Origin of the sequence: Scytonema sp. PCC 10023, from assembly GCF_963920835.1 — a bacterium.
GTDB lineage: Bacteria > Cyanobacteriota > Cyanobacteriia > Cyanobacteriales > Nostocaceae > Kalymmatonema.
This window is the reverse complement of the sequence record NZ_CAWUDP010000034.1, coordinates 68,624-95,038: the sequence shown is the minus strand read 5'-3', so window position 1 is coordinate 95,038 and position 26,415 is coordinate 68,624. Positions and strand designations below refer to the sequence as shown.

At 42.7% G+C, this 26,415-nt stretch carries 24 protein-coding genes and 1 pseudogene; 7 read left to right on the top strand and 18 right to left on the bottom strand.

Annotated features, from left to right (window positions below; all coding sequences use genetic code 11):
• The first annotated feature begins 89 nt into the window (after positions 1–89).
• Positions 90–1,589: an MBOAT family O-acyltransferase gene (locus tag ACM0OZ_RS21190; protein WP_414584789.1), complete on the top strand. Its 1,500-nt coding sequence runs from the start codon at positions 90–92 to the stop codon at positions 1,587–1,589.
• A 739-nt stretch (positions 1,590–2,328) separates the two neighbouring features.
• Positions 2,329–3,411 carry a photosystem II q(b) protein gene (psbA, locus tag ACM0OZ_RS21185; RefSeq protein WP_414584788.1) on the top strand — a complete coding sequence of 361 codons (1,083 nt, stop codon included), beginning with the start codon at positions 2,329–2,331 and terminating at the stop codon, positions 3,409–3,411.
• 367 nt (positions 3,412–3,778) lie between these two features.
• Here psbA and ACM0OZ_RS21180 read toward each other — a convergent pair whose 3' ends face one another.
• On the bottom strand, positions 3,779–3,979 hold the full coding sequence (locus tag ACM0OZ_RS21180; RefSeq protein WP_414584787.1) for a hypothetical protein: 201 nt from the start codon (positions 3,977–3,979) through the stop codon (positions 3,779–3,781).
• Between the two features lie 166 nt (positions 3,980–4,145).
• On the opposite strand from ACM0OZ_RS21180, the gene ACM0OZ_RS21175 reads away from it, so the two are divergent.
• Positions 4,146–5,537, top strand: coding sequence for a malic enzyme-like NAD(P)-binding protein (locus tag ACM0OZ_RS21175; RefSeq protein ID WP_414584786.1), 1,392 nt, complete (start codon positions 4,146–4,148; stop codon positions 5,535–5,537).
• Positions 5,538–5,648: 111 nt separating this feature from the next.
• Here ACM0OZ_RS21175 and ACM0OZ_RS21170 read toward each other — a convergent pair whose 3' ends face one another.
• The 7 genes from ACM0OZ_RS21170 to ACM0OZ_RS21140 form a co-directional block, all read right to left on the bottom strand.
• Positions 5,649–6,683: a PstS family phosphate ABC transporter substrate-binding protein gene (locus ACM0OZ_RS21170; protein ID WP_414584784.1), complete on the bottom strand. Its 1,035-nt coding sequence runs from the start codon at positions 6,681–6,683 to the stop codon at positions 5,649–5,651.
• A 180-nt stretch (positions 6,684–6,863) separates the two neighbouring features.
• A complete protein-coding gene (locus tag ACM0OZ_RS21165; RefSeq protein ID WP_414584783.1) occupies positions 6,864–7,970 on the bottom strand; it encodes a bestrophin family protein in 1,107 nt (368 codons plus the stop codon).
• Positions 7,971–8,280: 310 nt separating this feature from the next.
• A complete protein-coding gene (locus ACM0OZ_RS21160; RefSeq protein ID WP_414584782.1) occupies positions 8,281–8,916 on the bottom strand; it encodes a carbonic anhydrase in 636 nt (211 codons plus the stop codon).
• Positions 8,917–9,027: 111 nt separating this feature from the next.
• Entirely contained in the window at positions 9,028–10,308 is a 1,281-nt protein-coding gene (locus ACM0OZ_RS21155) for a proton extrusion protein PcxA (RefSeq protein ID WP_414584781.1), read from the bottom strand.
• 1,300 nt (positions 10,309–11,608) lie between these two features.
• Complete coding sequence (locus ACM0OZ_RS21150) at positions 11,609–13,003, bottom strand: serine hydrolase (protein ID WP_414584780.1); 1,395 nt, start codon at positions 13,001–13,003, stop codon at positions 11,609–11,611.
• Positions 13,004–13,328: 325 nt separating this feature from the next.
• Complete coding sequence (locus ACM0OZ_RS21145) at positions 13,329–14,075, bottom strand: creatininase family protein (RefSeq protein ID WP_414584778.1); 747 nt, start codon at positions 14,073–14,075, stop codon at positions 13,329–13,331.
• Positions 14,076–14,196: 121 nt separating this feature from the next.
• Entirely contained in the window at positions 14,197–14,469 is a 273-nt protein-coding gene (locus ACM0OZ_RS21140) for a cupin domain-containing protein (RefSeq protein WP_414584795.1), read from the bottom strand.
• A gap of 85 nt (positions 14,470–14,554) precedes the next feature.
• Here ACM0OZ_RS21140 and ACM0OZ_RS21135 point away from each other — a divergent pair, with 85 nt between their 5' ends.
• On the top strand, positions 14,555–15,715 hold the full coding sequence (locus tag ACM0OZ_RS21135) for a carbonate dehydratase (RefSeq protein ID WP_414584777.1): 1,161 nt from the start codon (positions 14,555–14,557) through the stop codon (positions 15,713–15,715).
• Positions 15,716–15,764: 49 nt separating this feature from the next.
• Here the strand turns inward: ACM0OZ_RS21135 and ACM0OZ_RS21130 are convergent, their stop codons facing one another.
• The 6 genes from ACM0OZ_RS21130 to ACM0OZ_RS21105 all read right to left on the bottom strand — a co-directional run bounded on the left by ACM0OZ_RS21130 (position 15,765) and on the right by ACM0OZ_RS21105 (position 19,211).
• Positions 15,765–16,127: a Mo-dependent nitrogenase C-terminal domain-containing protein gene (locus ACM0OZ_RS21130; protein ID WP_414584776.1), complete on the bottom strand. Its 363-nt coding sequence runs from the start codon at positions 16,125–16,127 to the stop codon at positions 15,765–15,767.
• Between the two features lie 750 nt (positions 16,128–16,877).
• On the bottom strand, positions 16,878–17,177 hold the full coding sequence (locus ACM0OZ_RS21125) for a hypothetical protein (RefSeq protein ID WP_414584775.1): 300 nt from the start codon (positions 17,175–17,177) through the stop codon (positions 16,878–16,880).
• Between the two features lie 205 nt (positions 17,178–17,382).
• The gene (gene trxA / locus ACM0OZ_RS21120; protein WP_414584774.1) at positions 17,383–17,730 is read right to left on the bottom strand and encodes a thioredoxin; all 348 of its coding nucleotides are present in this window, start codon (positions 17,728–17,730) and stop codon (positions 17,383–17,385) included.
• A gap of 353 nt (positions 17,731–18,083) precedes the next feature.
• Entirely contained in the window at positions 18,084–18,251 is a 168-nt protein-coding gene (locus tag ACM0OZ_RS21115; RefSeq protein WP_414584773.1) for a hypothetical protein, read from the bottom strand.
• Positions 18,244–18,534, bottom strand: a complete 291-nt coding sequence (locus tag ACM0OZ_RS21110) for a hypothetical protein (protein WP_414584772.1) — start codon at positions 18,532–18,534, stop codon at positions 18,244–18,246. The genes ACM0OZ_RS21115 and ACM0OZ_RS21110 overlap by 8 nt, the downstream gene beginning before the upstream one ends.
• 89 nt (positions 18,535–18,623) lie before the next feature.
• Positions 18,624–19,211: a Uma2 family endonuclease gene (locus ACM0OZ_RS21105; protein WP_414584771.1), complete on the bottom strand. Its 588-nt coding sequence runs from the start codon at positions 19,209–19,211 to the stop codon at positions 18,624–18,626.
• 120 nt (positions 19,212–19,331) lie between these two features.
• Here ACM0OZ_RS21105 and ACM0OZ_RS21100 point away from each other — a divergent pair, with 120 nt between their 5' ends.
• Positions 19,332–19,649, top strand: a complete 318-nt coding sequence (locus ACM0OZ_RS21100) for a hypothetical protein (protein ID WP_414584770.1) — start codon at positions 19,332–19,334, stop codon at positions 19,647–19,649.
• A gap of 34 nt (positions 19,650–19,683) precedes the next feature.
• Here the strand turns inward: ACM0OZ_RS21100 and ACM0OZ_RS21095 are convergent, their stop codons facing one another.
• Together ACM0OZ_RS21095 and ACM0OZ_RS21090 are read right to left on the bottom strand one after the other, a co-directional pair.
• Complete coding sequence (locus ACM0OZ_RS21095) at positions 19,684–19,833, bottom strand: hypothetical protein (RefSeq protein WP_414584796.1); 150 nt, start codon at positions 19,831–19,833, stop codon at positions 19,684–19,686.
• 174 nt (positions 19,834–20,007) lie between these two features.
• A complete protein-coding gene (locus ACM0OZ_RS21090; RefSeq protein WP_414584769.1) occupies positions 20,008–20,151 on the bottom strand; it encodes a hypothetical protein in 144 nt (47 codons plus the stop codon).
• Positions 20,152–20,172: 21 nt separating this feature from the next.
• On the opposite strand from ACM0OZ_RS21090, the gene ACM0OZ_RS21085 reads away from it, so the two are divergent.
• The gene (locus ACM0OZ_RS21085; protein WP_414584768.1) at positions 20,173–20,307 is read left to right on the top strand and encodes a hypothetical protein; all 135 of its coding nucleotides are present in this window, start codon (positions 20,173–20,175) and stop codon (positions 20,305–20,307) included.
• 180 nt (positions 20,308–20,487) lie between these two features.
• Entirely contained in the window at positions 20,488–21,390 is a 903-nt protein-coding gene (locus ACM0OZ_RS21080; RefSeq protein ID WP_414584767.1) for a poly-gamma-glutamate hydrolase family protein, read from the top strand.
• A 721-nt stretch (positions 21,391–22,111) separates the two neighbouring features.
• Here the strand turns inward: ACM0OZ_RS21080 and ACM0OZ_RS21075 are convergent.
• Positions 22,112–22,618: pseudogene (locus tag ACM0OZ_RS21075) on the bottom strand (hypothetical protein); the annotation flags it as partial.
• 61 nt (positions 22,619–22,679) lie between these two features.
• Positions 22,680–26,237 (bottom strand): transcription-repair coupling factor, encoded by a 3,558-nt coding sequence (gene mfd / locus ACM0OZ_RS21070; protein ID WP_414584766.1) that lies wholly within the window; start codon positions 26,235–26,237, stop codon positions 22,680–22,682.
• Positions 26,238–26,415 lie beyond the last annotated feature (178 nt).

Here is a 26,415-nt window from a genome sequence, read left to right as displayed (position 1 = left end):
AATGACTAATGACTAATGACTAATGACTAATGACTAATGACTAATGACTAATGACCAATGACTAATGACTAATGACTAATGACTAAAACATGAACTTTATATCAATTCTCTACGGGCTGTTCTTGCTGAGTGTGCTAGGAATTTACTGGTCTGTCGCACAACAAAAGTTACGGCTATGGACGCTGCTAATTGCTAGCATTGTGTTCTATGCATCTTTGCAAGTTCATTACATCCCATTACTACTAGCACTCATTTTTATTACCTTTCGTCTCGGACGAGAAATGGGTGAAAGCACTATACCAGAACCAAATACTTTAGATTGGCAGCTGAAGAGCGAAGAGTGGCAATATGCTCAAATTGATTGGAATCTTCGCCGTTTAAAACTTTTGTGGCTGGGTATAGTTTTGAATGTTTTTTTACTACTGAGTTTTAAATATCTGCTGCCTTTCTTAAGGTTTATTTTCCCCAGTATTATCACCTCCGAAGCTGAGTCTTTTAAATTGATTGCACCTTTGGGAATTTCATTTTTCACCTTTGAGTGCATTGCATATTTAGTTGATGTCTACCGTGGCGCACCTGCTGCAAAAGAATTTCTCCAATTTGCTGCATATAAGTTTTTCTTTGCCAAACTGATTTCAGGTCCCATTACTCGTTTCCATAACTTAGCGAATCAATTTAAAAATCTGGGCTTGCTGAGTCCTGATATTGTGGCAGAAGGACTATGGCTAATTGCTAGGGGTGCGGTCAAAAAAGGTATTGTAGCAGACCACTTAGGAATTTTTGTTGATTTATGTTTTAGCAACTTGCAAAGAGCGGGTAGCATGGATTTATGGTTGGCGACTTTTGCCTACGGCTTCCAGTTGTATTTGGATTTCAGCGGTTACGTAGACATCGCCCGTGGAAGTGCTTTACTATTCGGGTTGTTTCTACCTCAAAATTTTGACTTTCCCTACTTCAGCACCAGTATTGCAGACTTTTGGCGACGCTGGCACATCACTTTAGGGGATTGGCTGCGTAATTACCTGTACTTCCCTTTAGGTGGTTCCCGCCAAGGATTGGATCGCACCTGTTTGAATTTGATGATTATCATGCTGATTGCGGGTATTTGGCACGGAGCAGCATTAGGTTTTGTCGTCTGGGGTTTATTTCACGGGTTAGCTTTGGTAATTCATCGATTTACTGATGCTATCAGCGATCGCTTTGAGGATTTGGAAAATTTTTGGCAACAGCCATTAGGTACAATTTTGGCTTGGCTCCTCACGCAGTTCATGGTTTTCACCTCTTGGATCTGGTTCCGCCTACCGAACCTCGAAGAATCTTCTTTTGTATTTCAGCATCTTTGGGGTTATCCTGCAGATGAGCAATTTGCTCAAAAGGTGTATGTCGATGCCCTCAATCTAAGCCAATACCAACTGGTGATGCTGCTCATTGTATTAGCTACTGTCATGGCTGTGATCTACGCCTTTCACCGAACATTCAAGTTACAGTTCAACTGGCCCGTAAAGCTTGTGTTCGTCCCTTTGTGTTTCTACAGTGTTTGGTTACTCGCTCCTGAAGGTAGCTTGCCTTACATATATTTTGACTTTTAGTTGAAATTGGGTGTGGGATATGCGGCAATACTTCCAAAAAGCCCAAAAAACATAGATAAAACTCATATACGAATGCTATGTCATGTCTGACTAACTTTGTAGTGAAGACTTTAGTCCTCTTCCACGAAAACAAGGACTAAAGTCCTGACTACATAAAAGTTTTATTATGGGTAATTTACCGGTTTTGGTATAAGAACTTCGTTGATGAGTGTTTAAAACTCGTACACGAGTATTAAAACTTAATACGGTTCAGTTAAAGATTTTTAGTGGGATTGGCTTATTTGTAGAGACGCGCCATGGCGCGTCTCTACATTGTGTTCCTGATAAGGGTTCTGGTTTTATCTGAACCGTATTGTATTAAAACTTCGTTGATGAGTGTTTGAAACTCGTACACGAGTATTAAAACTTCGTTGATGAGTGTTTGAAACCCGCACACGAGTATTAAAACTTCGTTGATAAGTCTTTAAAACTCGTACACGAGTATCACCATTCAAACAGTATTGGCAGTGTTCTTACGCTCAGGTGTATTTCATACAAAAGAGACCGCTATAAACTTGTTTTCTTTTAAAAAAACTTAAATTTTTTAAACAAAACTACAAAATGTAAATAATCATTAAGTCACCACTTCAACTGTCAGTAAATTCATGTAAATATAGCTAGTACAGGTAAATAACTGAATTACCTGATTTATATTTTTCAAAAAGTTCAAAGCACTCAGTTCAAAGCACTCATAAGAACTATGACCACAACCTTACAACGTCGCGAAAGCGGTAACGTATGGGAGCGGTTCTGCGAGTGGATCACCAGCACTGACAACCGTCTATATATCGGTTGGTTCGGTGTGTTGATGATTCCCACCCTGCTAGCCGCTACTATCTGCTTCGTTATCGCCTTCATCGCTGCACCTCCCGTTGACATCGATGGTATCCGCGAGCCTGTTGCAGGTTCCTTAATCTACGGCAACAACATCATTTCTGGTGCTGTTGTTCCTTCTTCCAATGCTATTGGTTTGCACTTCTACCCCATCTGGGAAGCAGCTTCCCTCGATGAGTGGTTGTACAATGGCGGTCCATACCAGTTGGTAGTCTTTCACTTCCTGATTGGTGTTTTCTGTTGGCTGGGTCGTCAATGGGAGCTAAGCTATCGCTTAGGGATGCGTCCTTGGATTTGTGTAGCTTACTCTGCTCCTGTAGCTTCTGCGACCGCAGTATTCTTGATTTACCCCATCGGTCAAGGTTCCTTCTCCGACGGTATGCCTTTGGGCATCTCTGGCACCTTCAACTTCATGTTGGTGTTCCAAGCAGAGCACAACATTTTGATGCACCCCTTCCACCAATTAGGTGTAGCAGGTGTATTCGGTGGTGCCCTGTTCAGCGCAATGCACGGTTCCTTGGTCACTTCTTCTCTGGTACGTGAAACAAGCGAAACCGAGTCTCAAAACTACGGTTACAAGTTCGGTCAAGAACAAGAAACCTACAATATCGTTGCAGCACACGGCTACTTCGGTCGTCTGATCTTCCAATACGCGAGCTTTAACAACAGCCGTTCTCTGCACTTCTTCCTGGGTGCATGGCCCGTAGTTGGTATCTGGTTAACCGCTTTGGGTATCAGCACTATGGCGTTCAACCTCAATGGTTTCAACTTCAACCAGTCAGTTATTGACTCTCAAGGTCGCGTGATTAACACTTGGGCAGACGTCCTCAACCGCGCTAACCTAGGTATGGAAGTGATGCACGAGCGCAACGCTCACAACTTCCCTCTCGACTTGGCTGCTGGTGATGCTGCTCCTGTTGCAATGAGCGCTCCTGCAATCAACGGTTAATTTTGAATAATCCACAGACGTGATGTATCGCGTCTGTACAAGTGGAAAGCGTCCTTCTCAAGTAAGAAGGGCGCTTTTTATTTTGAGTACAGATGCGAGTACAAGCAGATCGGGGCAATGCCTCCAGAGCCACATAAAATAACAATTCCCTGGAGTTACCCCCCTCAATCCCCCCTTGCAAAGCAGGGCTGTTTCATTCTATAAGACAGGTAAAATTGCAAGTGTTGAGGGGATAAAAAATCATTTTAATTTTGCAGTTATTTAAGGTTGATTGCGGACAGCGATCGCCTCCGACAGGTACTTCGTGCCATTGCGACTATGCCGCAGTGGTCAATATCTTCTACTCTGATATCTAATGGTGAAGCTGTCATGCTTCAAAAATACAATGCGAGTGCGATTGCCCTTTCGGCACTACGTGGAGCGCAATCGCACCTGCGGTAATCCTCCGCATCTTGCCAATGATTTGCCTGATTGCTTCCATCACCCCATTGAGATCCTCATAAACTTTTTGGTTGGTAAATCTCACGACTTTCGTTCCTTTTCGCACCTCATGGGGAAACATCCTCATGATTCGTTGGGTTGATGCAATGACTAAAAAAAATAAGTATAAATAGGTACAATAAGTAAATTTTGGCTAGTTCACAGTAGATGGTTTGAGATTTTACGGTTTAACTATAATTTAACCCATCAATTGCATCTAAAATCTAGAATCTGAAACCCACAATCAACAAAGCATGGCAGACCTAACCCCTAATTCTAGTTTTGGCTTGACACTCCGCGTGGAAATTCCCAACCGCATCGGGATGTTGGCTACCGTGACCAAGGCGATCGCCACCAGTGGCGGTAATTTCGGTCAAATTGATTTAATCGAGCAAACAAGGGCTATTTCGATTCGTGATATCACCGTCGATGCAGCTAGCACGGAACACGCTGAGACGATTGTCCAAGCAGTGAAAGCTCTGCCAGATATTAAGGTGTTGAATGTCTATGACCGCACGTTTAATTTGCATCGCGGCGGGAAAATTAGCATTGCTAGCAGAATTCCTCTCAGGAGTGTGTCCGACTTGGCAATGGCTTACACGCCAGGAGTAGGACGAATTTGTAATGCGATCGCCCAAAATCCAGAAGAAGTTTACAACTTAACCATTAAACAAAATACTGTTGCTATTGTTACCGATGGCAGTGCTGTTTTAGGATTGGGAAATCTTGGTCCAGCAGCCGCATTGCCAGTTATGGAAGGCAAAGCTATGCTGTTTAAGGAATTTGCTGGCATAGATGCTTTTCCCATCTGCCTTGATACCCAAGATACAGATGAAATTATCCGTACGGTAAAAAATCTCGCTCCGGTATTTGGGGGTGTGAATTTAGAGGATATCGCAGCTCCTCGCTGTTTTGAAATTGAAGCGAAACTACGACAGGAATTAGATATCCCCGTTTTTCACGATGACCAACATGGTACCGCAATTGTCACTTTAGCAGCGTTGTTTAACGCCTTAAAGCTGGTACATAAATCAATGGCAGAGGTCCGCATCGTAATTAACGGTGCTGGGGCTGCGGGGATAGCAGTCGCCCGGTTACTTCAGAAAGCAGGGGCAGAAAAAATCTGGATGTGCGACTCAAAAGGTATTCTTTCCACAAGTCGCACTGACTTGACAGAGGAAAAGCGCGAATTTGCAGTGAAGGCTCAAGGGACTTTGGCGGGTGCATTGCAAGCTGCAGATGTCTTTATCGGTCTCTCAGGACCAGGAGTTTTAACACCAGAAATGGTGCGTTCCATGGCGAAAGACCCAATCGTGTTTGCCATGGCAAATCCCATTCCCGAAATTCAGCCAGAATTAGTCAAAGACGATGTTGCAGTCATGGCAACAGGACGCAGTGACTATCCAAACCAAATCAATAACGTCCTAGCTTTTCCTGGCGTGTTCCGTGGTGCTTTGGATTGTCGGGCAGCAACGATTACCACCACAATGTATCTAGAAGCAGCCAGTGCGATCGCCTCCTTAATTAAACCTTCAGACCTTGACAAAGAACACATCGTTCCTTCTGTCTTTGATGAGCGCGTCGTGACTGCTGTTGCTGGTGCTGTACAACGTGCAGCGCGTCAAGAGGGTATCGCTCGTAGTTAATTAACTCAATAATGAGTTTTGTGGGATGGGCGTCTCGCCCATCCTATAAACTAGGCGGGCGCTTAGTGCCACTCCCTACTCTCATTGGATAATTTATTTGTTGAAAATTCCCTAAAATAAGGTTGTTCGTTTGCGTAACACTTCGGCAAGGGTCAGGTTTAACTGAGCTTGCCCATTAAACACTGTCCCAACCTCACCTTTATGGAATTGAACAAAATCCAGGTGATAAACTTCCTTTGATAAAGGGATATAGCCAACCTGACCAACCAACTTTGGAGCTTTGTCGAGATAGAAATCTACAAATTCCCTCACTGCGGGTTTGTTTTGAGCAGACTTGTAGTTGACGTAGATAAATAGTGGGCGAGACAGGGGTTGATATTGAATTTTCTCCACCGTCTCACGTGTAGGCAGCACGGGACCTTTGCCGTTGTTAACCGCTAAAGCTTTGACTTGACTTTTGTTGCCTTCGTAGTAGGCAATGCCAAAGTAACCCAAAGCATTCGGGTCTTGGCTAACTCCCTGGACCAGTACGTTGTCATCTTCATTAGCTGTGTAGTCGGTGCGCGAGGCTTTGCGTTTACCCACCGTTGCTTGTGTGAAGTAGTCAAAGGTGCCAGAATCGTTGTCTGGACCATAAAGGTTCAGGGGTTTGTCGGGCCAGGTGCTACGAACCTGGTTCCATTTGGTAATTTTGCCTTGGGCGGCTGGTTCCCAGATTTTCTTTAACTCAGCGATCGTGATGTCCTTTGCCCAATCATTTTGGGGATTCACTACCACAGTGAGGGCATCAAAGGCAATAGGGAGTTCTATATAGCCGACCTTGTTTCGGTTACAGATTGCCATTTCCTCTTTAAGGATGGGGCGTGAGGCATCGCTGATATCGGTTTTCCCTTCGCAGAACTTTTTAAACCCACCGGTGGTACCGGAGATGTCAGCCTTAATTTGTACTTTGTTTTCTCGGCTATCGTTGAACTCCGCAGCCATCAAATTTGTGATTGGATAGACTGTGCTAGAACCATCAATTGCAATTACCTGCTTTCTTTGCGGCTGGGCGTTACTGAATGGATTGTTAATTATTGCCGTAATAATGGTCATGAAACCGAGAATTCCAAGCGGGATACCCCATCTTTGTAGTGTTGTGCTCATAACCTTAATCTCATGGTATGAAATAAATTAGGTATCTTGCCTGTCGTACACTTGATTTTGGTATGAATTGATCCTCGTATTTGAGAATACTGTACTTCGTTAAATTTTTAGAGCCGCTGAAACAAAGCTGAAAGAAAAATGTGTGCTTTGAAGAATTTGCTTGCAGCAACGTCAGCCTAGTTACTTGATTGGGCAGGAAGAGCAAAGATCGTAGGTATTGCGAAGCATCACCTTGCAAATGACATCTAAAGGTAAGTCGTTGGGATCCTGACCGAAAGGCTGTTCAATTTCCGCCCCGATTTCATCAATAGCAAGCAAAATACAGCTCAAGAAAGCTACTATCGGTCCAGTCCACCAAGTAAAACCACTGACCAATTGCCAAGGAAGTAGCAGGAAATAGATCGTCAACAGCATCTTGAGAGTAATGGTATACACCAGAGGCACTGGTGTTTTTAAAATGCGCTCACAGCCACCCAAAAGATTCACTAATTCATCCAGCAATGAATGTAGAGCATTCAACTCCATGACATCGACACATTCACGTTGATGCTGATGCTGGAAATAATCCCCAACCCAGTAAGCAATCTGGAGCGGGGGATGATTTACCTCTTGGAGTGTTTCATATTTAGAGGATGACATCAAGGAAGCTAATTCAGAATTCACAGGTTCTCTTCGCAGATGCAGCTTCATTGCCACAGCAAAGGCAACGACGAGTCGCAACATAGTTTCTTTTTCTGTTCTATCTTCTGGCTGGCGTTCTTGAATGACGATGGAGATTCTGCGAGTTAGGTTGCGAACAGTGTTGACCATTCCTCCCCACAATTTACGAGCTTCCCAAAAGCGATCATGCGCTGTATTTGTTCGGAAAATTAAGAGTAACGATAAGACGATGTTGAGAGTAATGACAACATTGGGAATAGCTTTAATGTCAATATTAAATTTTGATGTCTTCCCATAGTAGTTAAGCAGTGAAATGAGAAAGCCATATCCTCCCCACAAGATGACCCAGGGAAGAATTGCCTGAAGTACTGACTCGGTAAGGCGTAAGGTTACTTTAATTGCAGAATGTTCTTCGCCAGTGTAAAGTCCAAACCTTTCTCTGAATGATCTCTTGGCAACATTTTTCTCTCCCGAGAAAAACTTTCTTTGAGATTCTGCCAATAAAGATTCTGCCAATAAAAATCTTTTTTGAGAACTCAAACTCGAAGATTTTTCTCTAGATTCTTTAGAGTTATTTTTCTTCTCTCCTGGGGGAGAAGCAGTTTTTTTATTATTTTGTCCTTGCATCTGTAAACCTCCAATATAATGTTCTGGCTTTAATATTTGACAGAAATTTAGGCTATTACGACCAAAAGATAATATCGTCAATTCAGTAGCTTTGAGGATGGATAGACTCTGGCAAAGCCGGAGTCAGGCGTAGATGCGCCCTGCATCCTACCTTAAACCTTACTTTTCACGCCATATGGTAAACCTTGCTTCCATTCCTCTCTCCTAGAAGGAGAGAGGAACCTTGATTTTTCCCCCTTCCCTACTAGGGAAGGGGGCTAGGGGGTTAGGTTTTTCGTGGATTTTTCCACATACCGTGAAAAGTCAGATTTTAAACTGCTGCAACAGATAATGAACGCAATCCCCATTGTTTGGTTGAAACGTCCAGGTCTTTAATCAAGCCGGTGCGTATATCCACCACCCAGCCATGAACCTCAGGCGCTTTTTGCTGTTGGAGTGCCTGACGCATAACAGAAGTTTGGTAGAGATTTTTGACCTGCATTAGCACATTCAATTCTGCTAGGCGATTCCAGCGTTCTTGTTGTGTTGGTAAGGCATCAATTTCGTCTTGTTTTTGTAAATAGACTTCTCGAATTGGATTTACCCAATTATCAACAAGTCCGATCGCTCGTCCTTCTAACGCTGCCTTAATTCCACCGCAAGCGTAGTGACCAGAAACAATAATGTGTTTTACCTCAAGATGGACAACTGCGTATTCTAAAATGGCTAAAAAGTTAATATCCGTGAGAGAAACTTGATTGGCAATATTGCGATGGACAAATAACTCTCCGGGTTCTGTACCAGTAAATCTTGTCAGGGCTAGACGACTGTCTGAACACCCAATGTAGAGATAAGGCGGTTTTTGTCCAGTTGCCAATTGTTCAAAGTAAGTGGAGTCTTGGGCTACTTTTTGTGCAGCCCAAGCCTGATTATTTTTGATGATTTCTTGAATGTTGTTGTATTTCATACTTGAAACCTCGAATGTATGTTGTTGATTGTTTTTTGTTCGGTACAAGTTTTATCTAGGATGAAACTTAATAGCAGTCGCACTCTTGCTGAATTTTGTGGATTATAAATATCACTCATTCATGGTTTTCAGAGTTGCAAGTGCCGAAGGAGAAATGCGACTGAGGTATCGGAATACCCAATACTTAAATATGGAATCTAAAATGACTGGGAATGTCGCGATGAAAAGAAAGATCAAATTCCGATTTGCTGGGACACCCAAATGGTCTGCTATTCCTTCAAGAATCACTTCCCATCCGTGGGGTGAGTGAAATCCTACAAATACGTCGGTCAGCAAAATGATGATGAAAGCCTTAGCACTGTCGCTGAGACCATAGACAATATCATCCATAAACGACTTCAAAATGGCGATTTGTCTCCTGTTCACCAACAGCACTAAACTAAAAGCCAGGACTCCTAGTAAATCTGCGAAAACATTACTGATAGAACTATTGCTTTTGTGCCAATACTCTTTGGCTATTTCAGCCGCCCTGTATCTTACTCGCTCTTCAATTACTTCTTCTGACAGTCGAGGAGCGAGATTTATGATATTGTCAAATTTGATTTCCTCTTCAAAACTTTGTAAATCTCGCAGAGCTGACTCTTTCATTTCAGAATGTAAGAAAAGTCGCGGGATAGTTTCAACTCTTACACGGTCAACAATTGGATTGATTAACAAGTTTTTCGATAACTGCTGAGTCAAGAGCGGCACAAGAATCAGCGTGAGCAGAAACTTAACAGCAGTTTTTGTCTTAGCTCTGGAGCTACGAAACTTTCTGACAACATCTTCTTCCTTCTTCGGATTGAAGTCACTTTTGATTTTATTAATCGTTCTCCCAATTGACCTAGGTATCACTCCTGTTTTATCAGTGACAGTCTCAACGTCAATCGCATTTTCAGGTGGTAAATATGCCTGATTGTTAGCTTTAATGAGACTATGGTTGACAGATTCGGAAAGCCGTACTTCGGCAAGTGAACTATTCTCTTGGTCTGTATATTTATATTTATCTAATACTTCATCCACCAACCTTAGCTTTGCCAAATGATTACCGTTGAGATTATCAAGGACGAAGCTACTCACTCTGAATTCTAGCAGTCTCAGCTTGGCAATATTCAAGTTTTTCTCTAAATTTACCCGCAGATAAGAGATGACGGAAGCAGTGTGATTGGTCGATTCTGTGGATATTTTGCCACCATTAAAGTACTCATCTTCAATGGCTTTAATTTTTAACACAGCTTGATAAGCTTGCTCAAGCGATCGCTCTGGTGTTTTCTGCAAGTGTTGATTAGCCGATTGGAAAGAGTTTTTGAGCTTTGTAAGTAAGTGATTTTTATTTGGCAAGGTAGAAGCCATGACAAAACTCCAGTTAGTGTATGCAGCGTCTCCACTCGAAATAAATAAGTGTTATTCACACTCATAATCAGTAAGTTTCAAACTTATAACTGCTATTTTTATAGTCCTTGAACGACGCTTTCACACCACTTTTATGGAAATTAGCAGAAATCAATTTTTTAAGCGTTGGAATATTTTTTAATAAAAACCTACCACTACCACTAGACTATTTTTTTTTGCTTTTTATTTTTCGTTAAAAGCCACACTTAATATACTACAACACATTTACTTTTTAAAAAATCACATCATTTAATAAAAGTCAGATAAATAATAAAAAAAATTAGTAGTTCAAAACCATCTCTCTCAAGTTACATATTAATTTTACAGAAATATAACTTACAACAGATACGATGCTTGTTTTCTTTTTTTGAAGCGAAAGTACCTTTTGAGTAGTGCCAATTTTAAACAAAATAGTCTTGCTCTAAAGAGCATTTAATTTTTTCTTAAATTAGATTTAATTTAATTTAAATTATAGTTTTCAAACAATCTATCAACGCTTGCAAGAGTTGAACCTAGTAGTTCGCGACAGCAAATTTGTGGAGTTATAAAGTCGAGTATAAGCGCTCTTTGCTGACTGCGTAAACTCGTAATTTTAAAGCGCTAATTTACACTTGCTCTTTAGTGCTTTTATGATGGGAAATTAAATGGAATTGATATAAGAAGGCGAGCACACAGGTAATAAATTTATCATGCTATTGCAATCGGTCATCAAAAAAAATTGGCGATCGCTTCTCAGTAGGGGAGACGCACTCGCGTTCGGCACTGCGCTCCGCTACATTTTTCCTTTGACTTAACTGGACAAGCTATGGCAATGAACGTGCCACACTTCCCTATCGCAGTAGTCTTGCTTACACGCGCGAAATTTACGCCGCTTGTAAATACAGGACTACTGCGTCAGTAGCGTCAACTCTAACTAGTAATATTTGTAAAAGGAAGTCCCGGGTTTTGTCATGGGTTCACCCTTCCCTGACTCCCTGGCGTCAACTCAACCTACTAATACCAATTTTCTGTAACAATGCGCTTAATAATTACCCCCCGCCTATGCCCAGTGGGTACGGCCACGGCTATCGCCGTATGCGCAAAGCGAACGCCGTCCCCCCGATACCTTGAGGGGACTACAGTTCAGTTGAATTACAGCTATTTTCAGTTAATTGAACCACAGATTTTTGTAGGGGCACGGCATTGCCGTGCCCCTAAAGGGTGGTTTATTTATTTGAAAAGCGCTGTAAGCTCAACTTCATAGAGAAATGGTATAAGAGTACTATTGAATCTTTTTTGCCTCTAAATCTTGTCCATTTTGGTGCAGAATTAAATGAGTGACTTGCCCTTTTATATTTTTAACAAATGTGATTTGAGCATCAACTTCTTTAATAAAAAACTCCGTCTCTGATTCAGGAAATAACTCGAACCTAGGTTGACCCGTTGCTTGGGCATATAGTTTATCCTGCTCTTTAGATATTGTAAGAATAAAGTTTGGTGCAAGCTGATATTGCCCTATATAACTATCATAAATTTTTGGGTCTAACACAATAGATTTGCCTTCTTTTGGAGGAGTACGTTTTGCTAGTTCAAATTTTGGCTCCAGTAGGTGTAATCCAATATCATCAATATCATTGACAGAATTAGAAAGGACAACAACCCCCAAGCGCTTCTTTTTATCAAACCCAATAAAGCTATGGTAGCCACCAGTACCGCCATTATGCCAAATGATTTCTCTGCCATACCTTTTCAAAATATGCCAGCCCAAGCCAATCTTTAAATCAGGAATATTTGCATCATGTTGAACCAGATGGGTTCTCTGTATTGCTGGCGATAAATGAGATTTGCTCAAATCCAAATTAGCAGCTAGGAATTTCAGTAAATCGTTAGCCGTAGAACGTAACGCTCCTGCACCTGCGAGAGTGGGAATATCCCAATTTTTTACAGGTTGTCCAAGTTGATTGTGTCCAGTTGCAAAGCGCGCTTGCATTTCTGGGGAGAGTTGAATGCTTGTACTGTCCATTTTGAGTTGCTGACAAATACGTGTAATGACCAGCTTTTCGTAATCCATTCCTGCTTTGAGACTGAGGATATGTCCTAACAATCCAGCGCCCAGATTTGAATATTCATATTCAGCACCAATGTCTCTTGTCAACTGAGAATTTGATAAGAATGAATAAAGCTGTTCGACTGTATAATCAGAGTAAGGATTTTCTATATCCTTAGGATCCAAATTATTCGGCAATCTAGGCAGACCTGAAGTATGAGTTGCTAAATCTAGTAGTGTAATTTCTCTGCCTTTCCTTGTTGGTACTTTTACAGATTTAGGCAAGAATTTTGAGATAGGGTCTTGCAGACTCAGTTGTTTACGCTCTACCATGTCTGCTAACACAAGTGACGTAAAGACTTTACTGACAGAGCCGATTTCAAATACAGTGTTACCGTCAGGTTGGCGGGAACTTGTTTGATTTAACTTGCCATAGCTGACTATTGTGCTACCTTTAGGATTGATGAAGCCAACGACAATTCCAACGCTCTGCTTCTCTTTATCGATGCGTTGTTGAAGAATTGCTTGGATTTCAGTATGAGACGGAATGTTTCCAGAGGCAAGAAGGGGTTGAATTGAAATACCTGTGATAAATAAAATTACAATGAGTAACAGCACAGATGACTTCATAATTTGTTACCTTCTTATTCTTTGTTCAAATTGTCAATCATCCAGGACTTACCCTGAAAAAAAACCTAAAAGCTTGATCCTCCCCAATACGGTTCGGATAAGATCCCCCCGCCTAACGGCGACCCCCTTTTTAAGGGGGTAAAGAAGGAAAATAGCCCCCCTTTTTTAAGGGGAGCCACTGCGTTGGGCGGCTCTCTCTGCCGACAATCCCGCAAGTGGCGTGGGTTGGGGGGATCTTCGCGCGATAAACAAGCTAACCGAACCGTATTGTGATCCCCCCTAGCTCCCTTTTTAAGGGAGTTGGGGGATCAAGTCCTATCATCGTTCAATCTGCGTTTAAAAACTCCAGATACCCGCTGCTGAGTTCCTTCACCGCCAACTCATAAAACTGCTGACCGTGTTCGGGTGTCGCCAAAGCGGGATTTGATCCCATTCTGCCATCTGGATATTTCTTTTGAAAGTCAGCAGCACCATAAATTCTATGTCCAGTGCCAACTTCTTTTGAAAGAGGCGCTTGCTTAATCGCCTCTGGATAGACATACTGAGTTACAGCAACTTCACTGGGCGTTGCATGGGAGCCTTCTTGGTCGCCGTATAATTCCTTAGCAAGCTTGTAAACTGAACCGCACATAAACCAGTTACCCACTTGGCATTGCACCCGTTGGGCGTTGGGAATTTGCAAATCTTCTAAGTGTGCGTACGTTTCAGAAAAAGCCGCCTTGAGGGTGGCGATGTTACCCCCGTGTCCGTTGATGAAGAAAAACTTGGTAAAACCAGCTTTGGCTAAACAAGTGACATAGTCTTTTACCAGCAGAATCAGAGTGCTGGGACGCAGACTTATTGTGCCGGGAAAGGCGGTATGATGCAATGCCATCCCCACATTAATTGTCGGACCAACAATTGCTTGAGTTGCTTCACCCACACCACGGGCGATCGCTTCTGCACAAATCGCATCTGTGCCAATTAAGCCTGTGGGTCCGTGTTGTTCTGTGGAACCAATCGGCAAAATAATACCCTGAGATTGCTGTAGATAAGCCTCAACTTCCTGCCAGGTGCTTAAATGTAATAACATTTTTTATCAGCGTCCTTATTAAGATTGCACCTTTTCAAGGATAGATGATGGATGCGGAATTATGAATTATGGCAATGCTCTTGCTTCCATAATTCATAATTTATAATTTATAATTTCTTTGCTAATCAAAACAATAGTGTTTCTTCACATCGCTTCTAATTTCCCAGGTGCAAGACATCCCAGCAGGAAAAGTGACTAAATCTCCTTTGCCCATTTGCACTGGTTGTCCGCCCTCGGGTGTAACGAAGACATCACCTTCCAAAAAATAGCAAGTTTCTTGAGTGTCATAAGTCCAAGGGAACTTTGAGACTTCCTTTGTCCAAATATCCCATTTGGACACACCCAGTTCGTTGAGCCGTTCTTGGCTAGGTTGACTCTTTACCTTAATTTCCATCATTTGTCTCCTCCCAAAAGGGGGATATGAAAAATACGTAATTATGCGTACTCTTAAAAGTACGTGGTTATAAACAATATCACCTATGTACAAACAAATCAGCAAATATACTCACATTCCTCTCATAACTTGCATTCTCCTGTTTACTCTTACCATGGGGCAAGTTGTACTCTCAGCTCAAAAAACTGGCTTGGTTAGCTTGTTGCGTCCGTTGACTGTTGTGGTCAATTCTAGCTTTATCAGTCCTTTGGTCGAACTCTTCGGTGATGTCTCCGTAGGTCAAAAAGTTTTCGTTGCAAGCAATACCGTTCTACGGGCAGACCCTGATACTCGCATTTGCATTAATAGTGAAACGAACCTGCAAGATAATATTGCATTCTTGGCGCTACGTAATCAAAAAGCTCCTAAATCAAAGTGCGGTGAACTCTCCAGTAGTACTGGAGAACGAGTGAGCATTGCCCATCAAGCAACGATTAGAAACTCAAAAATCGGTAACTTCACCTTTATAGGTTTCCGTGCCGACCTCAATAATGTGGTGCTAGAGGATGGTGCTTTTGTGTTACATGGTACAAAGCTGTCTAATGTGCGTATCGGCAAAGACCGCTTAGTGCCAATTGGAGCAGTTATCACCACGCAAGCGCAAGCGGATGCGCTTCCCTTAAAGACTGAGGCGAATTCACAATTCCAGAAAGAAGTGTTGGAAGTCAATGAGGAATTTGCCGAAAACTACAGCGAACTTTATGAACAAGAGGGATACGATGCTGTGACTGGAGTCACCCCTGCACCAAGAACTTCTTGGAATCCCCAGCCTGTTGAGCCCACTCTTGGTAATAACGTGCAACTTGAAGAATTTGCTCGCATTGTTGGCGACGTGCGGATAGGAAACAATAGTGTTGTTGGACGGCGCACTTCAATTCGTGCCGATGAAGGTTCACCTATTATTATCGGCGAGAATGCTAAGATTGAAGACCGTGTTACCTTTCATGCTCTTAAGGGTACTAGCATTACTATCGGTAATAATTTAGATACAGATGACAATATTGTTTTTCACGGTCCCCTTGTGGTAGGAGACAATCTGACTATTGGAGATAATGCAATCCTATTCCGCTCCCAGGTTGGTAATAATGTAACCATTGGGACTGGGGCAGTGGTCGTTGATGTCACTTTGCGTGATGGTGTGCAAATCCCAGATGGTGCGGTCATTACGACACAGGAACAAGCAGATGCCTTGACATCAATTAAATAGCTCAAAGTAGACCAAACTACCTGTTCTACATCAGGTACTTTTTCACACTTTAGCAGTAGGATTGAATATCCTCACCGCAGACATCGGCTAGATAACACAAAGCGCGAAAACGTAACCCCACAAGTTCGTCGTACAGCGGATTTAGCTTGCACATAGGGGGAATGTGCGCAATTTTGCGACCAAAGAGAATAATATCCCGCTCAAAAGGACATTGAGCGGGAATCATTGTAGCAATAAATCTCGCCAATTTACGATTTTGAATGTCCAAAGAATCGAGCCAATGACGTAATGGTTGCAGTAAATCAAGTTTAGGCTGAGCAACTTGATTTTGATTTACTGTTTTATGAGTTTCTAAACCAGAATGAACAAAGGCAGAGAAGATAATATGCTGATGATTGTTGGTTTTAAGCATAGTTTTAAATAGGTTTATCCTTGGGTTTGGAAGTGTTTGGTTGCGGCTCCTTGGCTGCTTATACAACTATTTCAGTAGGTTTGAAAATAGTTACATGCAACACAAAATATATGTATATACGAAATATTTACATTTGTAAATACCGTATATCATTTTCATTAAAACTGACGGCAGGGTGGAAAACTGTCCTACTGAATACAATACTATAAAAAAAGTCTAAAGATATTTTTGATACTTACCGAAAGCTAATATTGGTAATAGCCATTTCATATCTTGAATGTAAATGAGTTCACCTCAAACTACACAGTATCTTGAGGTATAAATTTTTAGGTCAAAGAGCCGTTTTGCTCATACTTCGGCTATATTTCACACCGATTTTACGGAAGAAAGGCAGAGGGCAAAAGGAAAAAAGTAATTTTTAATACAAACATGAGAAGGAGTCAGAAGACAGAATTCAGAATTCAGAATAACCCCACGAATGAATTCGGGGGTTTCGGTAAAGAAGCTATCGCTTTTCTTTTTCTCCACGGATAAATCCGGGGGATGCGCGACCATTATTCATCCACCAGTCGCCCCAAGAGTTCATTCTGACTCCTGGCGACTGACGCCTCTATTCTTTTTCGGTAACTCCTCTGTGCTCTGCCATATGGTCTAAAGACCAAAGCTCCTCATGCGCGGAGGGACGGGCACTGCACTATGAAGAATTAAGGTTTATATGACGCCAACAACATCGTTTTAAGCATGGGAGTATCAATCAATAGCATCAGGGTTAACGCCAAGCGATCGCCTTCGGCGCACCGTAGGTGAACGCAACCTTTCCTTCAATTGTTGAACCTGTAATTCTGCTTGTTCTGCGCGTTGGCGTTCTTGTTCTGCGCGTTGGCGTTCCTGTTCTGCCTGTTCCTCTGCTTGCTGCCTTGCCAAAGCCTCTTGACGTAACGCCTGTGCGAGTTCATCGGGGATCAGTAGCTTTTCCCCTCCAGGATGAACCTGAGAGGGGTATCGGGTAGAGGGATTTTTGACTGCTAAACCAGCTAAAACGCTCCGCATTTGGGCTTGGGCTAACTAATGTCCTGCGCGAACCGTTGCCAGCAGGCATGGCAAGGTACTTTTTACCGATACCAGTAAAAACCCGATGCGATCGCCTTTGGCGGGGCTGCGCCCATCGCAGTATTCGGCTATTGGGAATTTCGCTATCGAATTTTGATAATGAAAATGCCGCTGTATTTGTTCAATTTTGTTTGGTTACTTACTACTATTCTTTAACAAGCTTCATATGTTTATCAACAGCGCTGCTGAACTCCTCGTAAGAAGAAACTCCTACAATTGTTTCTGCTAAGGAACCATCAAAGAAAATTAAAACCGCTGGAATGCTGCGAAGTCCGAATTTTTTGAACATCGGCTTGTTGTTATCCACGTCTACCTTAACAACCTTGGCGCGACCTTTGTATTCCTGGGCCAGCTTATCCATTAATGGACTAATCAGGCGACAAGGACCACACCAAGTAGCAGTAAAGTCAACAATAACAACTTTGTGTTCATTTAAAAGAGCATCAAATTCGCTTTCTTGAATGTAAGCAACTATCTCAGTTTCAGTAGACATTTCTTAATTCCTTAATATCAAACTAAAGTTTTAGTAACAAGGTGACTCTATAAACTATACACTACGAGCGATCGCTCACTTTGCAACAGAACCATAGTTCACAAGTCGCAAGTATGCTCCCACACTGCCCTCAACTGCTCTCACAACTCATATCTTGCCTTCCGGTTCTGAGGGATAATCAGCGGGAGCATGTCACTTGTAATAACTCAATCCGAGAACCAGAACGCGGCTTAGTTGATTCTGCCCTAGTTTCACGATCCATTATTTCATCTGAGAGTGCAAAGAGTAAAGCACACAGCCAAATAAGAGATAAATATCTTCGCCAACGCTGCTTTTCGATATCTGCACGATAACTACGGCTCTATTCCTTCATCAATCCAAACATCAATTGCTGTTTTTACCTCTAATTCAGTCACGCTAGACCATTCTTTTTCGTTAATAGTTGTTTGAAATACCGCCCTTTTCCCGTGACCAACTTTTTCTATTACGTGTCCGCGATACAATTTTTTAGGCTTAATCATTTTTATTGACTATTTTAACCAAAATACTACGAGCAAAACTGAATGTAGTGAAGCTACAATCCAGATGAAGTGCGATTGCCTCCGGCACTGCGCTGCGCGCAATCGCCGTATCCGGCGGGGCTGCGCCCATCGCGCTTTGGGCGTCCGAACTTATATAGCGGTTCTCAGTTGGGTGCAATATAGTAGCAACAGTGGGTGAAGCATCCAATAATGTTTTTAGGAGTGATTGCGGCAAGGGCATTTGTAATATAGCGGTTTTCATCTTGATGAAGTACATTTTCATCTGCGTTTATCTGCGTTTATCTGCGGTTCCTTAACTCTTTGGCGTATTCCACTCAATTGAAAAGCGTTATGGCACGTTAAATATGTTTTTTACTCTTCACTCTCTGCAAAATTTACGCGATCATAAATATCCTTGAAATTCATCTGAAACTCAATAGAACCTAATTCCAAAACCGCCTCTTCAGATTCATAGTCAGTTAATAGCCATTTTCCATCAAAGGTTTTAGTATGCTGTATGACATGATGCCTCGTCTGGTCAATTAAAATATATTCATACAACTCAGGAATTGACCGATAGTAGAGAAACTTATCACCTTGGTCGTAGTTTCTAGTAGATTTAGATAATACTTCAACAATCAGCAACGGATTGACCACTGTAGTCGTACCTCCTCCTGTATGGAGGGGTTGACCCTGGATGACCATGACATCGGGATAAATATACTGGCGATAACGAGGTATCCACAACCGTATGTCACTGATATAGATATCGTAATTTTGCCCCATTAAATAAAACTTCAAGTTGGCATAAAAATTACCAGCAATTTTATTGTGATTTGTTGTAACACCTGTCATCGGCATGATTTCTCCGTCGCGGTATTCACTCTTATAATCAGCCGCCTGCACGAGTTCTAAATATTCTTCTGGGGTGTAGTGGCGTTTGGGTATTTGTACTTGCATGAGTGATATAGAATATAGCTTTACTTCTATCTTTACTTCTATTTAGAAAAAATACTATTTTAACTGCATGATCCCTATTTCAGATATCGCTACTTCCAAAAACTCAGCCCGCATATCGGCTTGGGGTTAGAAAGCCCAGGCAAGGACGACACAGAGGCGATCGCCACACTAAGTTCCATGCCGATGGTTGTGCAGGCGTGGGTTGAAGCCCAAAACACCCATAACGCAGCCGCCTCTGAGCCTTCTACTCAAATGTTCGCTGCAACGTTGTACGCTATACAACACGTTAACGGATTTCTACGATTTGACATGGCGCACAGAAGAGGGTGCGCCAATTCATTATTGGACAAATTACCCAGCGAATTGCAGATTCACAACATCGGCTCAGACAGGCAAAGCTTTTGTAATCTCTTACCGTTTGGCAGAAAATCTGTGTGATGTTCAAGCAGTTGAATGATCACGGGGATTGCTTTCATTGCAACTCCACTGCTCCCAACGCTTGTAGCGTCGCTTTTTGTGCTTCAGTTAAACCTGTAGTGCCAGTGATGTTGATCCCTTCGTAGGGTCTAAGTACCAACAGTGTTTTTAAGCACTCTCCCGTGTTGACCTTTTTTGAATTCAAAGTTCAAAGTTCAAAGTGTGTCCTGAGTCCTTACGGACACGCTGCGCGAACGGACACGCTACGCGAACAAAAATTAAGAATCTTTTTTTGAATTGATTAATTCTGGGTACAAGCCCCCACCATGCGGATGCAGATTTGGTGGTCAACTTTCTGAGTGGCGCTTCCTTGCTCCCACTAATTAATTTTGAATGAGCGAATGCGTGAATTTTGAATGTTTGAGAAGCGAGTGACATCCCAAAGCTTAATCGTCTCATCTGCACTACCATTAGCCAAGGTACGACTATCCGGACTGAAAGCGACTGATAGTACCCAACCCAAATTCTACGAACAGCTAGGGGTATGAATGTTGATTTAGTGAATAACCCGGAACAAGCAACGCAACCAGCAATCGCAGGATTTATCATTGCGCATGGCATGAGAAATGGAGTGTTCACAGGTCAACGGCTTTCAGAGTTTGGAGTTGATCCAAGATAGGACTTTGTAAATGCGAGAAAAATTGTAAATGGACTGGACAGAGCTAAATCAATTACTGCTATTGCTAGGAGATATCGAGCAATTATGCCCTAATTCGGTTGGTGTCAGTTAAAAGCCGTTTCGGAATCTGCTGTTGTTTCTTTGTAGGTTAAATAGTTCATAATTAGTCTTTCTTGTTTCATGTCTATGAAAATATTTAGGAGTGGCTTGACTTTCCGTGTCAATGCAATAAGAAAAAGTATTGGCATTTTTGTCTCAACAATTCCCGTTGGGATATTGCTTGTTTTGATGAGTTTTGCAGTGTTGCCCGGTTATGCATCTGCAGACGTATTCGATTGTTTTGATGGCAAAAAATGTGTGAATGCGCTCTCCACTTCAGTTGATTGCAAGCAACCAGAGGATTACGAAATTACTCGTCCAAATGCTCCCAGTTCGAGAACGGACGTTACAGTACTTTCTTTTCACGGTGGTAATATTGAAGCTGAAACTAGTGCCATTAGCAACAAGCTTGCTACGATGTACGGTTGGGATAGGTATGATTTAAATGGTCATGTTAAGACTAATCAATGCGGTTCGTTAGGTCAGAACAGCTTTCAAATCCTGCACATTACTTCGACTCACTTCGACGACCCAGAAGCCCTTGCGCTTGTCAATGCACACCCAAAGTCTGTAGCTATTCACGGCTACAGCAAATCTAGGACTGATTCTAATCCCAATTATTCTCAAGGCACTATTTGTGTGGGTGGAGCTAGTAAAGCTCAAATTAGCGCATTTATTAACTCTCTCAACAGCAACAAATCGGTTTTTGAGTCGAGTCTTGAAGGTTATCCCCTGATTCCCATCAACGCCCCATCTGTTAACGAGCCTCTCAAAAATCTGCCAGAAAACCAAAAGCCAGCTTGTTACGACTTAAAGGGAGAGGATAAAAATAACATTGTTAACCGCAACGCAAGCACAAAGGGATTGCAATTGGAATTGAGTTGGGATATGAGAAAGGATTTAACAAATGATAGTGCTAAGTTTGACAGTTTGAGAAGCGTAATTTACGGTGCAATTCGATACGCAATGTCAGTAACACCTTGAATAACGCCTGTAGAACATTTGCCACCATTGTTGAAGTTTTTTTCATCTCCTAAGAAACACATTTTGTAATCCATATACAGCAAGGCTTTTAGAGATTTAAGTGAAATGTGTTTCTTTCATATTTCACGGGAGCGAAAAACGCGCCCGTGAGAGGCTCAGATCTTGCACACCGTTAAGTAGCGTAGGTGGGGTTATGCCCTACAATGCTCAAAACCCTTATTCTGAGGTTGGTAGGCAGTGCCCCTGTTGTTACATCCAATGTAACTATAGGCGCTTTCTTAGGCTTTACAGTTTTATTAGAGCCAAATCTTTTGTATAAAATGACATTTGTATAAGCTAGCCTAGCTTTTCTAACTGTAGTCTAAGCAATAAAGAAGGCGCGCGATCGCACCTAAAAAGGAGGGGCGATCGCATTTTGTTCTCAATATCTTTTGCCTTTCGCGGCTAATTTGACTTATTCAAGACAAGAGCGGCGAACTTCTCGCTGTGCGAGACATAGTCCACCGGGAAACTACGGTGGTATTAATACGTAGTCATTAATCGTAAATCGGTAACAAGTCAGTAAAAACTCAATATATTCTCAGTTCTGTACTCAGTAATTATCAAGTTTTAATCAAGTTGTAAGCAGGTGATGTGCTTTTCAAGGCACAACTGCAAAAGAGCAAACAGCACTGTCAAATCAATACCAACACTGACTTGACATAGATACCATTTTACCTTATAACTTCAAAAACTTCCAAAGTTCCGCCGTTGTGACGACACCATATATTGTTTTAATATCATTTCCTTCCCTTTCATTAAACATTTGTGCGGCAATCATTTCTGCAACACACTGTCCTAAGCCTGCTTTCATATTTTCATTCTTTGCTTCTACTAAAGTAATTACTGGAGCGCTGACAAAAAGCTGTTCGGGAGAAAGACTTATGATATAATCAAAAATTCCATTTAAGCCTTTTTCAGCGTCTACGTTAAAATCTGTGCCAGAAAATAAACTGATTTGATAATTTAATCGTCTTCTTATCTCCAGTAGTATTGGGGTAATAATCATTTCAGAACGTGCTTTTTCTGTACGAATCGCCACAGCTAATGGTATATTTTCTTTGAGGTTAAAAGCCAAATTTTCGCTGCATTCAACAGCTTCTATATTTGTAAACAAGTCAGTGGTTTCTATAAGAGTTAAACCAAATATCTTGATGATTTCATTTAATTTAAAGTCACTGTAAGCCATTGAATTTGTGATTTTTCATTTTGGATGGTAAAGACGCGATGTTCCTCGCGTCTTTACAATTTCAAACAACAGCCTCTTCCACAACCGCACCCTGCATCTTACCCAACGCATCAATCAACGTTTGCAATTGTTGATCTGCTTTCATAACTCCTAAACCTCGCACTGTCACTTTACCAGGTGAGTAAACAAAGCGTGACCTGAGGCTTTCCGGCAAATTTTCTGCCAAGTTCTTCCAACCAGGTTCTTCCATCTGCGTTTCTAAAACGATGTGCTGCTTGTTTTCTGGTTTAATGCGGCTAAATCCTAGTTTCTTCGCAAGCTGTTTGAGTTCCATCACCCGCAATAGTTGAGTCGCTGGTTTAGGAATTGCACCGTATCTGTCATTCCACTCAGCAGCAATCTGCGATAATTCTTCTTTAGATTTCGCAGCTGCAACTGCACGATAAGCACTCATCTTTTGATCCAAATCGGTGATGTAATCGGCTGGGACAAACGCTGTGAGGTTGAGGTCAATCTGTGTATCATCAACTTTGGGAATTTCTTGCCCTCTAATTTCACGGATAGCTTCTTCGAGCATTTCCATGTATAAATCAAAACCTATTGCTTCCATTTGTCCGGACTGTTCTGCACCCAGCAAGTTACCTACACCCCTGATTTCCATATCGCGCACTGCCAATTGATACCCAGAACCCAACTGTGCGAATTCCTGTATCGCCCGTAACCGCTGGCGGGCGGCATCGGATAGCGTCCGCTGTTTAGGATAAAATAACCATGCATGAGCTTGAATTCCCGCACGACCAACACGACCCCGCAGTTGGTAAAGTTGGGATAATCCGAAGCGGTGAGCATCTTCAATTAAGATAGTATTGACTCGCGGAATATCCAAACCAGATTCAATAATTGTCGTACAGACGAGGATATCTGCTTCCCCATTGCTGAAGGTAAGCATCGTCGATTCTAACTCGCTTTCTTCCATTTGACCGTGGGCGATCGCAATTCTCGCCCCTGGTATCATCTGCCGCAACTCTCCTGCTATTTCCTCAATTCCCTCGACTCGCGGAACGACATAAAACACCTGTCCCCCTCGATCAAGTTCTTGACGAATTGCACTGCGTATGCTTTCCGGATTCGTTGGTGACAAATGAGTTTGAATCGGTCGTCTGGATGGGGGTGGTGTGGCAATCAAACTCATTTCCCGAATCCCCGATAAAGACATATACAAGGTACGGGGAATCGGAGTTGCAGAAAGGGTCAGCACATCAACCAGAGTTTTGAGACTTTTGATTTTCTCTTTCTGGTTCACCCCAAACCGCTGTTCTTCATCTACCACCAAAAGCCCCAAGTCGCGGAAGGTTACGCCTTTACCCAAAAGTTGATGTGTCCCGACGACCACATCTAACTCCCCTGTTGCCAGTCGTTTAAGAATATCGCGGCGTTCTTCGGCGCTGCGGAAGCGGTTGAGTAACCCCACATTTATTGGGTAAGGAGCAAAGCGTTCTTTTAGGGTGTGGTAATGTTGTTGAGTCAGGATAGTAGTTGGCGCAAGCAGCGCGACTTGTTTTCCGCCAGAAGTAACAGCTTTGAAAATGGCGCGAATTGCCACTTCTGTTTTCCCGAAACCGACATCCCCACAAACGAGACGATCCATTGGGCGATCGCTTTCCATATCGCGTTTGACATCTTGCGTAGCTTTAAGCTGATCGGTTGTCGGTTGGTAAGGAAAGGAGTCTTCCATCTCCTGCTGCCAAGGTGTATCCTGTGGGTAGGCATTGCCTTTTTGTTGCGATCGCGATGCATAAAGCTTGAGTAAGTCCACCGCCAATTTCTTGATTGCCTTACGGACTTTGTTCTTGGTATTTTCCCAAGCCTTACCCGTCATTTTGTTGAGTTCTGGTGGCTTATCGGCTGCCGTGCGCAACCGCGACAAAACACCCACTTGGTCAGCTGCGACACGCAATAAGCCGTCCGCATACTGCACGACCAAATACTCACGGGTTTCGTCGTTAAGTGTAAGACTTTCTAACTTGAGGAATTTACCTACACCGTGGTTTTTGTGAACCACGAAATCCCCTGGACGCAGCTTATTGGGATCAACTTGTTTAGAAGCAGCTTTTCGCCGCTTACGGATGTAACTGGGAGTCGCGAGCGAGTGCTGACCGTAGAATTCTCGGTCAGTCACGACGACTAGCCGGAAGGTAGGCAGAATGAAACCTTCGAGTTCCGCTAGACCAGAATATTTCAGGGCAACTGGTGTGTGATTAAGTTGCTGCTTGTCAATCGCTAGGTAGTCGCGGGGGTTAGGAATAAACTGGGCAGGACAGTCGTGTTCTTGCAGTAGGGAGACAGAACGCGAAGGCTGGGCGGAAAGCAACCAAACCGAGAACTTGCGATCGCGTTCTTGTCGCAGTGTTTCTGCAATTTTGGCAAATTGGTGCGGCGTGACCGGCAATCTGCGACTGGCAAGATTAATGCCGCTGTTTTCCTCGACGAGTTCCGATAAATTTAATTTTTTAAATTCTGCCGTATCAGCCAAACATTCATCAAACGAGCGATGGACTCTCGGCAATGAAGTGGAAATCTCTTCATCTTCCTGGCTTGCCAGCAATTGCCATTGTTCTTCTGCATTTTCTACCCAGCGATCGCTATGGGCGTGGCACTGTTCTGGTTCATCAACGGTAATTAGGGTGTTTTCAGGTAAATAATCTAATAGCGAAGCAGGTTTATCAAAAGCTAAGCCCAAAAAGCGACGGCTTCCCTCCAACAGTTCTGAGTTCTCAGTAGTCCTGAGTTCTGAGTCATCATTTAACTCAGCGCTTAGGACTTGAAACTCAGCACTGTTTTGCACTGCTGCCATAACGATGGGAGCAAAACTTGTAGGAGTTAGAATAAGCTGGTCAATTTTGTCAAGAGCGGCGGAACGTTGGGTTGCTGGGTCAAATTCCCGTAACTGCTCAATTTCGTCGCCAAACCAATCTAATCGTACGGGCAACTCTGAGGAAACTGGGAACACGTCAACAATATCGCCGCGCCGACTCCACTGCCCTTCTGTTTCCACCAAAGGCACTCTTTCGTACCCTAGTCTGGTGATTTGTTCACTGAAGGTATTTAAGTCAAATTCCATACCACGCCTTAGAGTGATGCAGAAAGGTTTAAAGGCTTCTGCTGGTGGTAGATGAGGTTGTAGCGCTGCAACAGTGGCGACAATCGCCATCTTAGGTGAGGGGGATGAGGAAGGTTTTGCTTGCTTATCTCCCTCATCTTTTTTATCTCTGTCTGTGCCGAATTGCACCAAATCCGCAAGGACTTGCATCTGTCCCCAGGTCATCTCGGTTTCGGGGTCAAATGGTTCGTATGGGGATGCCTCAGAGGTTGGGTAGAAATGTACTGTTTGCCACCCCATTGCCTCGAGTTGTGTTGTCCAGCGTCCGGCTTCTTCCAAAGTCGCACAGACCACGAACAAATTCTTTCCCTCAGTTTGAGCCAACGCCGAAGCTACTAAGCCTTTTGGCAAACGAGGAATGCCACTTAACAACAACTCTTGTTGCCGATTTAGCTTGGAGAGGAGTTCAGTGGTGAGCGGAGACCGCCCCAAAGCACGCACAATGGAAGAAAATGCCATAGGTTACAAAATATGAGGAAGTCCTTCTCGCAGGCAAGCATAATAGTAACGCCTACCTTAACTTATTTTAAAAGTCCAGAGCAGGGGAACAAGCCTGGCTATAGAGTCATTAATACCTAGTACAATGACGACTTACAAATCCACGGACTAATCGTTAATATACGAATCAGTGTTAAGA